Annotated in this window: 13 protein-coding genes; 11 read left to right on the forward strand and 2 right to left on the reverse strand. The window is 32.8% G+C overall.

Going from position 1 to position 13,959, the window contains the following annotated elements:
• Positions 1–8 precede the first annotated feature (8 nt).
• Together coaA and E4Z98_RS02085 are read right to left on the reverse strand one after the other, a co-directional pair.
• Entirely contained in the window at positions 9–938 is a 930-nt protein-coding gene (gene coaA / locus E4Z98_RS02080) for a type I pantothenate kinase (protein WP_135253869.1), read from the reverse strand.
• An 82-nt stretch (positions 939–1,020) separates the two neighbouring features.
• Positions 1,021–1,545, reverse strand: a complete 525-nt coding sequence (locus tag E4Z98_RS02085; RefSeq protein WP_135253871.1) for an acyl-CoA thioesterase — start codon at positions 1,543–1,545, stop codon at positions 1,021–1,023.
• Positions 1,546–1,637: 92 nt separating this feature from the next.
• On the opposite strand from E4Z98_RS02085, the gene E4Z98_RS02090 reads away from it, so the two are divergent.
• The 11 genes from E4Z98_RS02090 to E4Z98_RS02140 all read left to right on the forward strand — a co-directional run bounded on the left by E4Z98_RS02090 (position 1,638) and on the right by E4Z98_RS02140 (position 13,954).
• Complete coding sequence (locus E4Z98_RS02090) at positions 1,638–2,210, forward strand: SGNH/GDSL hydrolase family protein (protein WP_135253873.1); 573 nt, start codon at positions 1,638–1,640, stop codon at positions 2,208–2,210.
• The gene (locus tag E4Z98_RS02095) at positions 2,207–2,812 is read left to right on the forward strand and encodes a class I SAM-dependent methyltransferase (RefSeq protein WP_135253874.1); all 606 of its coding nucleotides are present in this window, start codon (positions 2,207–2,209) and stop codon (positions 2,810–2,812) included. The genes E4Z98_RS02090 and E4Z98_RS02095 overlap by 4 nt, the downstream gene beginning before the upstream one ends.
• Positions 2,813–3,004: 192 nt before the next feature.
• A complete protein-coding gene (gene rpsB, locus E4Z98_RS02100; protein WP_135253876.1) occupies positions 3,005–3,787 on the forward strand; it encodes a 30S ribosomal protein S2 in 783 nt (260 codons plus the stop codon).
• 118 nt (positions 3,788–3,905) lie between these two features.
• The gene (tsf, locus tag E4Z98_RS02105; RefSeq protein ID WP_135253878.1) at positions 3,906–4,784 is read left to right on the forward strand and encodes a translation elongation factor Ts; all 879 of its coding nucleotides are present in this window, start codon (positions 3,906–3,908) and stop codon (positions 4,782–4,784) included.
• Positions 4,785–4,915: 131 nt separating this feature from the next.
• Positions 4,916–5,641, forward strand: a complete 726-nt coding sequence (gene pyrH, locus E4Z98_RS02110; protein ID WP_135253880.1) for a UMP kinase — start codon at positions 4,916–4,918, stop codon at positions 5,639–5,641.
• Positions 5,641–6,198: a ribosome recycling factor gene (frr, locus tag E4Z98_RS02115; RefSeq protein ID WP_135253882.1), complete on the forward strand. Its 558-nt coding sequence runs from the start codon at positions 5,641–5,643 to the stop codon at positions 6,196–6,198. Before pyrH ends, frr begins: the two co-directional genes overlap by 1 nt.
• A 157-nt stretch (positions 6,199–6,355) precedes the next feature.
• A complete protein-coding gene (locus E4Z98_RS02120) occupies positions 6,356–7,804 on the forward strand; it encodes a helix-turn-helix domain-containing protein (RefSeq protein WP_135253883.1) in 1,449 nt (482 codons plus the stop codon).
• Positions 7,805–7,952: 148 nt separating this feature from the next.
• Positions 7,953–9,395: a helix-turn-helix domain-containing protein gene (locus E4Z98_RS02125; RefSeq protein WP_135253885.1), complete on the forward strand. Its 1,443-nt coding sequence runs from the start codon at positions 7,953–7,955 to the stop codon at positions 9,393–9,395.
• A 284-nt stretch (positions 9,396–9,679) separates the two neighbouring features.
• Positions 9,680–10,699 (forward strand): WxLIP family cell surface protein, encoded by a 1,020-nt coding sequence (locus tag E4Z98_RS02130; RefSeq protein WP_135253886.1) that lies wholly within the window; start codon positions 9,680–9,682, stop codon positions 10,697–10,699.
• Positions 10,683–13,541 carry a leucine-rich repeat domain-containing protein gene (locus E4Z98_RS02135; RefSeq protein ID WP_168182761.1) on the forward strand — a complete coding sequence of 953 codons (2,859 nt, stop codon included), beginning with the start codon at positions 10,683–10,685 and terminating at the stop codon, positions 13,539–13,541. The genes E4Z98_RS02130 and E4Z98_RS02135 overlap by 17 nt, the downstream gene beginning before the upstream one ends.
• Positions 13,529–13,954, forward strand: coding sequence for a hypothetical protein (locus tag E4Z98_RS02140; RefSeq protein ID WP_135961166.1), 426 nt, complete (start codon positions 13,529–13,531; stop codon positions 13,952–13,954). The genes E4Z98_RS02135 and E4Z98_RS02140 overlap by 13 nt, the downstream gene beginning before the upstream one ends.
• Positions 13,955–13,959: the final 5 nt, after the last annotated feature.

A 13,959-nucleotide genomic window follows, 5' to 3' on the forward strand; every position in this document is an offset into this window, starting at 1 on the left:
TCTTATAATTAATATTTAGTCAAATAGACATCACTGATTTGGTGGTTGGCTTGTTTACGTAATATTAACTCTGCATGGTGCCGAGTGGGTAAAATATATTCTTCTAGGTTACGTAAATTCACACGTTTCCATACGTCACGTGCCATTTCGAGAGCTTCCTCACGAGGGCCGGTTGCGTATGAGTAATAATAGTTATTAGGTTCTAAGAAGGCAGAATCTAGAAGTGCTTCGAAGCGATCTAAGTACCATTTCTCAATTGTTTCAGGTTCTGCGTCAACAAAAATGGAAAAGTCGAAAAAATCACTAATATAAATTTGTTGATTGGCGGGTAATTGTAAGACATTGATGCCTTCTACAATCAAAATATCAGGTTCATCAATTTCTTGAAATTCACCTGGAATAATGTTGTACACCTCGTGAGAGTAAATAGGGATTTGCAAGGGCGATTTACGACGTTTAACGTCTTCTAAAAAGCCGATTAATCTTTCCATATCATAACTCTCTGGAAACCCTTTTTGATCCATCATATCGTGCTTAATTAAATAATCATTAGGATGTAAAAAGCCGTCCGTCGTAATTAAATGAACGTTGTGACGTTTGAAAATACGTGACAGCATCATTTGTAAAACACGAGCTGTGGTACTTTTTCCAACGGCCACACTTCCAGCAATTCCGATAATAAACGGTGGAGTTTCTTGGTACTTCTGCATAAATAACCCTTTACTTTGTTGCAATGATTCATATTCGTTCATGTACAATTTAATCAAATGCGTTAATGGCATATAAATGTCTTGCACGTCTTGCAAAGAAATTTTATCGTTGAAACTTTTGATTTCTTGTAGTTCTTCCTCAGTTAATAGAGGTATACCATTTCGATAAAAGCTTTCCCATTCAGATCGTGAGAAGTGATGATACTTCTTTGATTCCTTCGCTTGCACGATAGTTATTTCCTCCTAAGAATAGGGTGTAAAAAGAATTATACCACATTTATTTTTTTTTCATAGATATAAATGGTAAAAATTAGAAAGTGGTTAAAGAAATATCAGCTGCAAAGGTCTTTTCCAGTGCTAAATCACGTAGACGATTTTGTTTGCGTTCTGAATAATCTTTTGAAATGCTTATTTCTTCCGTACTTTCTGGAATGACTTTAGGTACAACGTAGTCTTCTCCAATTTCTTTTCCAACTGCGACAAACGTCATAAAGCAAGTAGCGGCTAAATAGCGCTCGCCTGTTGTTAAATTTTCACCGGTTACTTTGACAAAAACTTCTAAAGAACGTTTACCAGTACCCGTCACAAAAGCTTCTAATGTAAGGGCATAGTCAGCTGGGATTGGCGCTAAGAAATTTAAGCGGTCAGTAGATGCTGTGACAACTGGTTGACGTGTATGGCGGATAGCGGCCATCGCTGCACAGCTGTCAATATAATACATTAATTGTCCACCGTATAAGGTGTTATGGCTGTTTGTGTCTTGAGGCAGCACTAAATGTGTTTGAACCGTACGTGACTCATGACAAAATTTTGCGTTTGGTGTAACTTCATTCATATAAAAAAAACTCCCTCTCGTGCTATGATAGATAAAAATAGCACCCTGATTATATCATAAAAAGGGGGATAATATAGAGAGGAAGGCACTAAGTGGCAAAGATTATTTTATTTGGTGATAGCTTGACAGCAGGCTATAATCCGGAAGAAATGTTTACAGATGAATTGACCCGTCGTGTGCAAGATGTTTTTTTTGACGATCATGTAATAAATGCTGGTATTCCAGGTGATACTGCTGAACAAGGGCTTCATAGAATAGAGGCACATGTGTTAAAATATGAACCAGATATTGTGACGGTGTTTTTTGGCGCAAATGATTTAGCACGTCATAGAGACGTTTCGTTAGTTGAATATATAGACAATTTATCCGCTATCATTAAACACATTACACCTGGAAAAGTCATTATGTTTTCAGCTCCGTATGTTAATCAAACAATGAGGTGTCAGGATCGTCCGCTAACGACTATTATGACGTTTGTAGAAGCCGCGCAGAAGCTTGCTAATAACTATCAAGTGCCATTTGTCAATTTAGCAACGATTATGATGGACGATGATCGAAGAGATGACTGGTTTCAAGAAGATGGCTTGCATTTTTCAAGTTATGGCTATGAAAAACTAGCGCAATTATTTAATCAAGAAATTAAAAAGAAGAGGGACGTTTTATGACAGAGCATTATTTTACTAATTCACCAGAAACAGCTCATGAACGAGCACAATTTACATTTGAATTAAAAGGAAAGACGTTTACTTTTAATACAGATAGTCATGTTTTTTCTAAGAGTACGATTGATTTTGGAAGTCGTGTGTTAATTGAAGCGTTTGATGATAGCCAATTACCAGAAGGGGCCTTACTAGATGTTGGGTGTGGTTATGGTCCAATGGGGTTATCGTTAGCTTATAGTACAGGACGTTTTGTTGAGATGGTTGATGTGAATGAGCGTGCACTAGGGCTGGCAAAAGAAAATGCTGTGGTTAATGGTATTGATCAAGTGGATATTCATGTATCTTCTATATATGAAGTGACCAATCAAGAAAGTTATGCTGGAATTGTCAGTAACCCGCCAATTAGGGCAGGTAAACAGGTTGTTCATGGGATTTTAGAAGGCGCTTATTCACTATTAAAAGAAGGCGGAAGCTTGACCGTAGTCATTCAAAAGAAACAAGGCGCACCGAGTGCTCAAAAGAAAATGAAAGACGTCTTTGGTAATGTTGAAGTAGTAACAAAAGACAAAGGATACTTTATTTTAAGAAGTGTGAAAGAAGCTTAGTTACAGATTTAACGACAAAATATAGCAAAACACTTGAATTAAATAGATATTTATTATATACTATCTGAGGTTATGCAAATAATCAAAAACCACATCCATTACGATTTTCAGAGTGGTGCTTTGTCTGACAAAGTTCTCTGTGAAGTTGAATAGTGGAGAGGAAAAATTTAAAACCAAATGGAGGAAACAAAAATGGCAGTAATTTCAATGAAACAATTACTAGAATCAGGTGTACACTTTGGTCACCAAACTCGTCGTTGGAACCCAAAAATGAAGAAATATATCTTCACTGAAAGAAACGGGATCTACATCATCGACTTACAAAAAACAGTTCGTTTAGTAGACGACGCTTACAACTACATGAAGGATGTTGCTGAAAACGGCGGTATCGCTTTATTCGTTGGTACTAAAAAACAAGCTCAAGAAGCAGTTAAAGAAGAAGCTATCCGTTCAGGACAATTCTACGTTAACCACCGTTGGTTAGGTGGAACTTTAACTAACTGGGATACTATCCAAAAACGTATCTCTCGCTTAAAAGAAATCAACAAAATGGAAGAAGAAGGAATCTTCTCTGTTTTACCTAAAAAAGAAGTTTCAGTATTAAACAAAGAACGTGAACGTTTAGAAAAATTCTTAGGCGGTATCGCTGATATGCCAAGAATTCCAGACGTAATGTTCATCGTAGACCCTCGTAAAGAGCGTATTGCGGTACAAGAAGCTCATAAATTAAACATTCCTATCGTTGCTATGGTAGATACTAACTGTGATCCAGATGAGATCGATGTAGTTATCCCATCAAATGACGATGCTATCCGCGCGGTTAAATTAATCGCTGGTAAAATGGCTGACGCTTTCATCGAAGGCCGTCAAGGTGAAGATGAAGTTGTTGAAGAAACTTTCACAACTGAAGCAGCTCCAGCAGCAGATTCAATGGAAGAAATCGTTGAAGTTGTTGAAGGAAGCAACGCTGAATAATTTAGCTAAATAATTAAATGTCTCAAAGGCTATGAAGTAGTAGGCGAACAAAGTAGCCCGTCTTGTACCTTTGAGACTTTTTTTACAAAGAAAATACACTCTAGGAGGCACATATAAAATGGCACAAACAATTACTGCAGCTATGGTAAAAGAATTACGCGACAAAACAGGCGTTGGTATGATGGACGCTAAACGCGCATTAGTAGAAGTAGACGGAGACATGGACAAAGCAATCGATCACTTAAGAGAATCTGGTTTAGCAAAAGCTGCTAAAAAAGGCGACCGTATCGCTGCTGAAGGATTATCTAACGTATACATCAATGGCAACACTGCTGCAATCGTAGAAATCAACTCAGAAACTGACTTCGTTGCAAAAAACGATCAATTCAAAGAATTAGTTATTCGCGTTGCTAAATTAGTTGCTGAAAACAAACCAGCTGACTTAGAAGCTGCTTTAGCTATCGAAACAGAAAACGGAACTATCGAGAAAGAAATCTTAGAAGCTACTACAGTTATCGGAGAAAAAATTGCTTTCCGTCGTTTCCAAATCGTTGAAAAATCTGATGATGAAGTATTCGGCGCATATTTACATGCTGGCGGAACTATCGCTGTATTATCAGTAGTAACTGGTGCTGACGAAGCAGTAGCTAAAGACGTTTCAATGCACGTTGCAGCTATCAACCCTCGTTACATGACAAAAGAAGAAGTGCCTGCAGAAGAATTAGAACACGAGAAAAAAGTGTTAACTGAGCAAGCATTAAACGAAGGCAAACCAGCTAACATCGTTGAAAAAATGGTTATTGGCCGTATGCAAAAATTCTTAGCTGAAATTTGTTTAGTTGACCAACCATTCGTTAAAGATCCAGATATGACAGTTTCTAAATACTTAGCAAGCAAAAACTCTGATGTAAAAGCATTCGTTCGTTTTGAAGTAGGCGAAGGAATCGAAAAACGTCAAGAAAACTTTGCTGACGAAGTAAGAAGCCAAATGAAATAATAAATCTATCATCTGATAGTCGGGAACGCAACTGTAAAAAGTGCGCTCCCTTTTTTTAGGCAAATTTAGAATATGGTCGATTGGTCATATTTATGCTAGAATAAGGACAGAAATTAATGGAGGGTGTTATCATGGCGGAACCAAAATTTAAACGCGTGGTATTAAAATTAAGTGGAGAGGCATTAGCTGGAGATGTTGGGTTTGGAATTAAACCACCAGTTATCGAAGAAATTTGTAAAGAAATCAAAGAAGTTCATGAGTTAGGTGTTGAAATTGCAATCGTTGTTGGCGGTGGTAATATCTGGCGTGGACAAGTCGGCGAACAAATGGGCATGGAACGTGCACAAGCTGACTACATGGGAATGCTTGCAACGGTGATGAACGCTTTAGCTTTACAAGATGTGTTAGAAAACGTTGGGGTACCAACTCGTGTTCAAACATCAATCGAAATGCGCCAAATCGCTGAACAATATATCCGTCGTCGTGCAGTACGTCATTTAGAAAAAGGTCGCGTTGTTATTTTTGCAGGGGGTACAGGTAATCCTTACTTCTCAACAGATACAACATCAGCATTACGTGCTGCTGAAATCAATGCGGATGTTATCTTAATGGCTAAAAATAACGTAGACGGTGTTTACTCTGCAGATCCTAAATTAGATGCTGATGCGATTAAATTTGAAGAGTTAACTCACTTAGATGTGATTGCTAAAGGATTAGCTGTAATGGATTCTACAGCAAGCTCATTAAGTATGGATAATGATATTCCATTAGTTGTTTTCAACTTAAATGAACCTGGAAATATTAAACGTGTTGTTGAAGGTGAAAATATCGGAACAACAGTAAGGGGGAAAAAATAATGGTCCAAGCAGTATTAAATAGTACAAAAGAAAGAATGATCAAATCAGAAGAAAATTTACAACGTGAATTAGGCTACATTCGTGCAGGACGTGCGAACGCTAGTATCCTAGATCGTATTCAAATTGATTATTATGGAGCACCGACACCATTAAACCAAATTGCTCAAATTAATATTCCTGAAGCACGTATGTTAATGATTACACCATTTGATAAAACAGCTTTAGAAGATATTGAACGTGCTATTATGGCAAGTGATTTAGGTTTAAGTCCGGCTAATGATGGTTCAGTTATTCGTTTAGTGATTCCTCAATTAACAGAAGAACGCCGTAAAGAATTAGCAAAAGAAGTAGGTAAAATTGCTGAATCTTCTAAAGTAGCTGTTCGAAATATTCGTCGTGATGCTATTGATGAATTGAAAAAATTAGAAAAAAATAAAGAAATTTCTGAAGATGAGTTACGTACATACGAAAAAGATGTTCAAACATTAACTGATAACAGTATTGCTAAAATTGATACTATTACTAAAGCAAAAGAGCAAGAATTATTAGAAGTATAATAAAACAAGCATTGATAATGGAATTGTCCGATTAAAATGGAACAATTCTGTTTCAATGCTTTTTTTTATTAATTTAAAACTATTAAATAGTAGTTAGTTGGATATTTTTGTATTAGAATAACATTAGAGATTAAAACTCATGGAGGAGTGATTCGTATTGTTTGCTGAAACAAATATTACAACTAAACTAAATCTATTGTACTATTTAGAATTTTTTGAAAATGATATTACTGTTGATAAATTATTAGATTTTTTAGATGTTTCTAAAATGACGTTGAAAAAATATGTTAAAGAAATCAATGAAATGGCACAAGAGTATGAAATAATTATAAAAGGCAACAGTATAGAATTAAAAAGTGACCATAGGGAAAATAGTTTGTTGATTGCTAAGAGAATCATTGGGGAGTCTCTTAATATCACTCTTTTACTAAGTATTTTATATAAAAAATATAATCTGTCAGAATTAGCAGAACGTTTGTTTATTACAAAATCAACAGTTATTTACAAAGTTGAACAGTTGAATGAGTACTTTAAAAATCAAGAATTAGAAATTGAAATTGTTTATCTTGATAATGAAAGTTATGAAATAGTTGGAGAAGAATGGGAAATTAGACATTTTTTTAAAATTTTATTATTGGAAGTTGATTACTATGATATTTATTTACAAAACAAACCCATTTTTAAAGAAATTCATGAACAATTAGATAATCATTTTAATCAACATTACACTCAAAATGAAGCACTAACAGTAGATACGTATATTTTTATTGGTCTAAGAAGAGCTGCACGTGGTTTTTATTTATTTGAAAGTTTTGAAGAAGTTCCTAAAGAAGTCAGAATTGAGTTAGAATATCTATTTAAGCATTTAAAAAAGAAGACTCCTTTTGTAAGTTTTCTAGAAAGTAAGTATTTGGTGACATTTGATATTTTGTTATTAGCCAATATAATTCCGATAGAATATTTGTATGAAATCATGTATTTAGATGGGAATTTTGAAATTGGAGATCCTTTAGAATCATCAGTTGGAAATGTTCTTAAACAATATATAGATAAGTATAATATCGATATGCTAACAAATGATTTTGATTATTATGTCAAGCTGTTATCCGTTCAGATTCTTATGTACGGACCACTTAATCAAATACTACTCGAAGATTACGAGATTCATTATCGTGCTTTGAGAAGAGAAAATGAAGAAAAATTAGATTATCTTTATAAATTAGTACAAGAGTCAGGTATTATTACCTATGAAGTCCCAAGTATTTATCAAGAATTTATTATCTATTTTTTAGTTGTAGTATCTGAAGTGAGGAAAGATTATTTTCATATTCGTCCGTCTAAAAAAATTAGAATATTACTTTATTCTGCTAAACATAATGTCTATTCGGAAGTACTTGAGTATATTTTGAAAGATCGTTACAGTGCCTATTTTTCGGTGGTGGTGGATTATAAAGACGTTTTACATGATACATATAATGTCGATGATTATGACGTTATTATTTCGGATATTTATTTGGATAGTTTTAAGGATAAGTATTTATATTTCACAAAATTGCCAAGTACATTTTTTTGGAAGAGCTTTGAGGATTTAATTAAAGGGAAATGAAACACATGAATTATTTTCATGTGTTTTTTTTATTTTATTGATTATAAAAAAATAAAAATATGAGAAAAAATATACATGCTATATTTAAGTGGGGATAGATTATACGGAGAGTTTTTTGAATGTTGAGAATTGTTAAAGGAGGAATTACGTGTTTATTGAGAATAACATTTCCAAAAAAATTGACTTGATGTATTATTTGGAAGCCAACGGGGGAATAGAAGCCACGGAAGAAGTTGTGAAGTTTTTAGATACAACAATTGTAACATTAAAAAAATATATTGAAGAAATAAATACTTTGACGGATAGCTATGAAATAGTGATTAAAGGTAATAGTATTCGCCTAAATTCTAATTATCGACAAAATTCTATTTTAATATCGAAGAGGATACTAAATGACTCGACTAATCTTCAGTTATTGATTTTAATTTTTTTTCATCAATACAATTTAACGGAAATTTCAGAGTATTTATATGTAACGAAGTCAACAGTTTTGTATAAAGTTAACCAAATTAATCAATACTTTGCTGATGAAGAACTCTCAATCAAAATTATTTACAATGATTATTATGAGATTGTTGGTAGAGAGAGAATAGTGAGACATTTTTTTAGAGTCTTGCTTCTTGAAATGGATGATTATGAAGTGCTTCGAGAAAATCAAATAATCTTTAATGAGGTGCATCTCTTTTTTGAAAAAAATTATCGTGACTATCATACGAGGCATGAATCATTGGTGATCGATACCTATTTATTAATTGCATTAAATCGTGTGTCGAAACATTATTATTTACATGATGATTTAGAACAACTTGATGGTGAGATTAAAACAGAAATAATGATAATTTATAATACTTTAGTTCAAAAAAAACCTTTTGTGAATTTTATTGAGTCAACTTACAATGTGACATTCTCTCCATATTTAATTGCCAATATAATCCCAATAGAGTATATAGAAGAGATTTTATATCTTAAAAAAGGTTATATGTTAAATGATGATAAAGAACATAAAATATCAGATATTCTAAAATGTTATTTAAGGAAGTACGGTTTATGCATTCCGCTCAATAAACAAGAGCGATATATTAAATACTTAACTAATCAATTGGTGACAATTGGTCCGATTAATCAGGTGATTTTAAGAGATTTTGATATTAACTATAAAAAACTGGCTGAAATCAATTTAGAAAAATCATCATTTTTATATCAATTGATAGCCAGTTCAGCGCTTTTTTTAACAGATAGAGAGAGTTTAAAGTATGAATTTTGTATCTTCTTTTTAACAATTATTGATGAGGTACGTAAAGATTACTTTGGCATGAATCAATCTGAAAGTATTAGAATCTTACTATATTATTCAGAAAATAATATTTACTCAGAAATTTTTGAAAGTATTTTGAAAGATAAATATGAAAATCAATATAAAATAAATATTGATTATATCAATATTTTATATAACGATTTTCAAGTAAAAAACTATGATGTGATTATTTCTGATATTTATTTAGAAGATTTTGAAGGTAAATATCTATACTATTCACGTTATCCTAGCAATAAATTTTGGCAAGAATTTGAACAAATGGTTTTAATGAAATAAATAGCTAATTATAAATGATATTCCAAACGATTAAGGAGTATCATTTTTGATTAGCTTTTTATGTCTCGTTTTATTTTTTATCACTTCAGGATAAAACGTAAAATCTAGACTATCTTTAGCATGTTATAGTTGATTAGTAGTAAAGAGCCGGTTCTAAATAATAGTCAAATAATTCATTTTATATTCTATCCAAAAGAGATAAAACATAAAATTTTATAGAATCGTAAGAGGTTATACTTGTTAAGTAGTTAAGTGATACAGATATAGAGAGGAAGATAAGAACAATGAAAAAATTGATTGGTTTGATGGTAGCAGTGATAGGTATAGGAGTATTTGTAACAGAAGAAGTAACATTTGCATCATCAGGTGCCAATTTTTCTGTTCAACCAAAAATTCCTGAAAATCAAAAAAGTAGTACAAGTTATTTTGATTTAGAGTTAAAGCCTAATGAAAAACAAACAGTTGAAATTGAGGTATTTAATGATTCTAATGAAGAAATTGAAGTCATTCCAGAACTTAATAGAGCCACAACATCGGATGTAGGTAATATCAATTACTTAGCAAGCCAGACAGTTGATGACAGTTTAATTTATAATATTGAAGAATTTGTAACGAATAATGTTGAAAGCATCACATTGGCTCCAAAAGAATCTGAGGTAGTAAAGTGGCAGATTCAAATGCCTAAAGAAGCGTTTGAAGGGATTCTATTAGGAGGCTTTCGCTTCAGCTTAGCTGAGGGTGACAAAGAAGTTACAGGCATTGAGAATCGCTTTGCTTATACAGTGGGTATCGTATTAAGCAATTCAGAAGAAGATATTCCAGTTAATTTGAATTTAAATGATATTACAACAGGTCAGATTAATTATCGTAATCATGTCTTAGTTAACTTGCAAAATGATATGCCGAGAATTATTGACGACATGGCTGTTGAGGCGAAAATTTATGAAAAAAATAGTGAAAATCCGGTATTTATTTCTGAAAGGAGTCAATTAAGAATGGCACCTAATTCATCATTTAATTATGGTATTTCTACTCAAGAAACAGCATTTAAACCAGGTAGTTATACATTAGAATTAACAGCTAATGCTGATGGTGAGGAATTTAGTTGGCGTAAGGATTTTGAAATATCAAATAAAGAAGCTAAAGAACACAACAAAGAAGCCATTTTAATTGAAGATGATAGCAATAATCTATGGATGTGGATAGCAATAGCAGCGGTAATTGTTAGTGTCAGTATAGTGATTTGGACAACAAAGAAACGTACAAATGAGAGAAAGGAAGATATTAATGAAAAGAACAATTAGTTATAGCCTTATTGCGAGTTTACTTTTGCAAACTGCTCCATTGAGTGTAGTAGCAAATGAACTATCAACAACCGATGATGAAATAAAAATAACAGAAACAGACGCGTCAGTTATCGAACAAACTCTTGACTCAACCGAACTACTTGAGAATAAAACAAGTGAAGAAACAATAGTATCTGAAGAAATTGAAGAAGTAGTAGATTATGAAGAGAAGATTGAAAACAGCAAGATAGAACCGAATTTAAATGAACCGATTAGTCAATCATCAGAAACTGAGCTGGTATTTGAAAATATTGAAGATAGCTCGGAAGAAGAGAGAGTGATGGAGAGTAATGAAGAAGGAACTCTTGAAACATCAGCTTCTGAAGAAAGTAGTCATGAATCTTTTGAAGAAACTTCAGAAGATAAAGAAGAAACAAAAGAAGTTAGATCTAACAGTGAAACAATCGATGGTATTACTTATTCATGGAATTGGGACAATAGTTTAAAGACATTAACGTTCAACGCTGGTGGAGGTACGAGTGAGAATGTTTTGGAGATTATTCAAGACAAAGGAATGCTTGATGTACAACATCTGACATTTCAAAATTTACCAGAGATTGCCACATCATTTTCAAGTTTAGAGCAGTTAGTGTCTCTAACATTTACTAATAATACATTATTAAGTGGAACTAAAAGTTTTTATGGTTTAAAAAAATTAACCGAAGTTAAAGGGGATATTCAATTAACTCTCGGTAGTGATTACCTATTTGCTGAATGTAGTGCATTAGAAATGTTTGTCCCCTCTTTAAAATTGAGTTCTGACTCCAAAAATAAACAAAGAGGAAGTTTCGTTTTTAAAAAAACCAAAATAAGAGAATTAGCATTAGCTGCTAACCATGGCATTTCAATCAGTAAGAATAGTTTCAGCGATGGCCATATATTTGCTGAGATGCCTAACTTAGAAAGATTTAATGGATTTAATATGTTAAATTTTAGCTCTTCGGGAACGGACCATGCTAATGCTTCTATGTCCGATCAATTTGAAGGAAGTACTAATTTAAAAGAAATTCATTTTTCTGGACACGCGGGAGTTAGTAATATTCCTACAATTAATGATAATTTTTTCGACGGTTATACTAATCTTGAAAAGATTGAAATTTTGAATGGTTCAACTAATAGTTTTTATCTAAATTTCGAAGCATTTAGAGCAATTCCAAACCTAAGAGAACTTAGACTAGATATTCAACAAGAGGCTATTTATAACAGTTCAGTGACACAATATGTTCCTAACTTAGAAGTTTTTAGTTCTAACTCACTACTAGAGTTAGGTAGTAACATGTTTGAAAATCACAATAACTTGCAGGAAATTAACCTAGCTAACACCACTAAAATAGGGGATTTAACGTTTGCTTCTACAACAAACTTACAGGTGATTACTGCACCTAAGTTACAGGAGTTAGGAACAGCAACTTTTAAAAGTGCAGGAGTAAAAAAAGTTAATTTTCCAGAGTTAATAACGATGGAAGATCAAGTATTTGCTGAAACTAATGAGTTAACTGAGGTTAAATTAAATAAATTATCCTCTTTAGGTAGTAATGCTTTTTATAAATCACGAGTCGAAAAAGTAAGTATTCCGGAGGTGACTGAATTACCTTCTAAATCATTTGAAAAGTGTACAAGATTGATAGAAGTGCTAATGCCAAAAGTAGAAGTGATTGGCTCAAATAGTTTTTCGGATACAAAGAGTTTAAAAAAATTAAATATACCTGAAGTTTGGCATATTAAATCATTTTCATTCTTTAACTCGGGAGTTGAACATTTAGATTTTCCTAAGTTAACAAATATAGATAATGTTGCCTTCCAATGTGCATTTAATTTAAAAAGTTTAAACCTTCCAGTAGTAAAAACAATTCAAAACGTAGACAGCATGTTTCATATGACAGGTGCTCCTTATGAAATGGAAATTAGCATGCCGATGATTCATGGAATAGATACGTCGGTACTGAATAAATCATCAATAGAATTAATTAAGACTACTAAAGAAAGTCAAGAAGTCATTAAGCCGTTACTAGAAGATAAAAATGATCGTATTATTGCCGTGATTACTGACGGTATAGAATATTTAGATAGTGAAGATAAGATAGAGTTAGAAGTAGGAGATAGTTTATCAATCCCAGTTGTTTCTGACATTATTATTAATGAAAATTATTCAGATGTAAAAGCGGATGTGGCTTATGTTTGGCATCATGATGAAGCGCCAGTAACATTTGGAGATGAATTACAAATTAATAAAGTAATGCCTTGGCATACTGGAACGTATTATCGTTCATTGAACATTCATCATTCTGAAGCAAAGGATGAGTTGTTTCATAATAAAACTAACAGTGTCCAAATAGATGTTGTCAATTATACCAATGAATTAGAAGTGGGTGTTGAAGTTGGACAACCAGAAATTACAATAGGTGAAACCACTAATGTAACAACAACAATTGAGAATGTTACAGGTTATGGAGATGTTAAGGTTAATGTTGATTTGGTAAATGGCTTACTGGGAGGTATCGAGCTAGTTGAGGGAAGTATTAAGGTTAAAATCAATAATCAAATCGTATTAACAGATGCTTCTAGTATTGGGGAATTAACGATTCCTAAAGATGATAGTTTAACTATTGATTATCAAGTAATAGGTATAAATAACGAGTCCATTGAAAATAATATTGAAGTTATTTTACATGAGGTTGGGAAAGAAACTTCAGAAGAACATATCTGGGCAGGAGCTAATCGTATAAAAGTAAAAAATGGTGTGTTGAAATTCACGTCAAATCCTCCTGAAGTTATCGAGTTCAAATCATGGGGGGAATAGATAATCCTCTAACTTTAGGATCAATTACTGAGCAAGCATCTCACTTTGAATTAAAAATAGAAGACTTACGAGGATCTAATAATTTTGCTCAAAATGAAATTAAAGGGAATCGTTCCGCATGGCGAGTAGAAGTTTCTACAGATAATAATTTTATCGATAAGGATAATAAAACAGATAGTGGCTTACAACAATTACTAGGAAAAACGGCTGATGGCACCTGGCATAATGCCAAGGATGGCGTAACGCTTCATAAACATATTCCAATTAGAGAAATGCCATTAAGCTCTAAAGATCAAGTGGTTACTATTGGAGAAGAGCAAAAGCTAGGTATCATGTTAAATCAAATTACCGGACTTAAAGAGAATAGCGACTATCAAGTAGAGATGGAATTTAACTTGATAGATGCACCTTAGGAGGA

Source organism: Vagococcus xieshaowenii (genome assembly GCF_004792515.1).
GTDB lineage: Bacteria > Bacillota > Bacilli > Lactobacillales > Vagococcaceae > Vagococcus_A > Vagococcus_A xieshaowenii.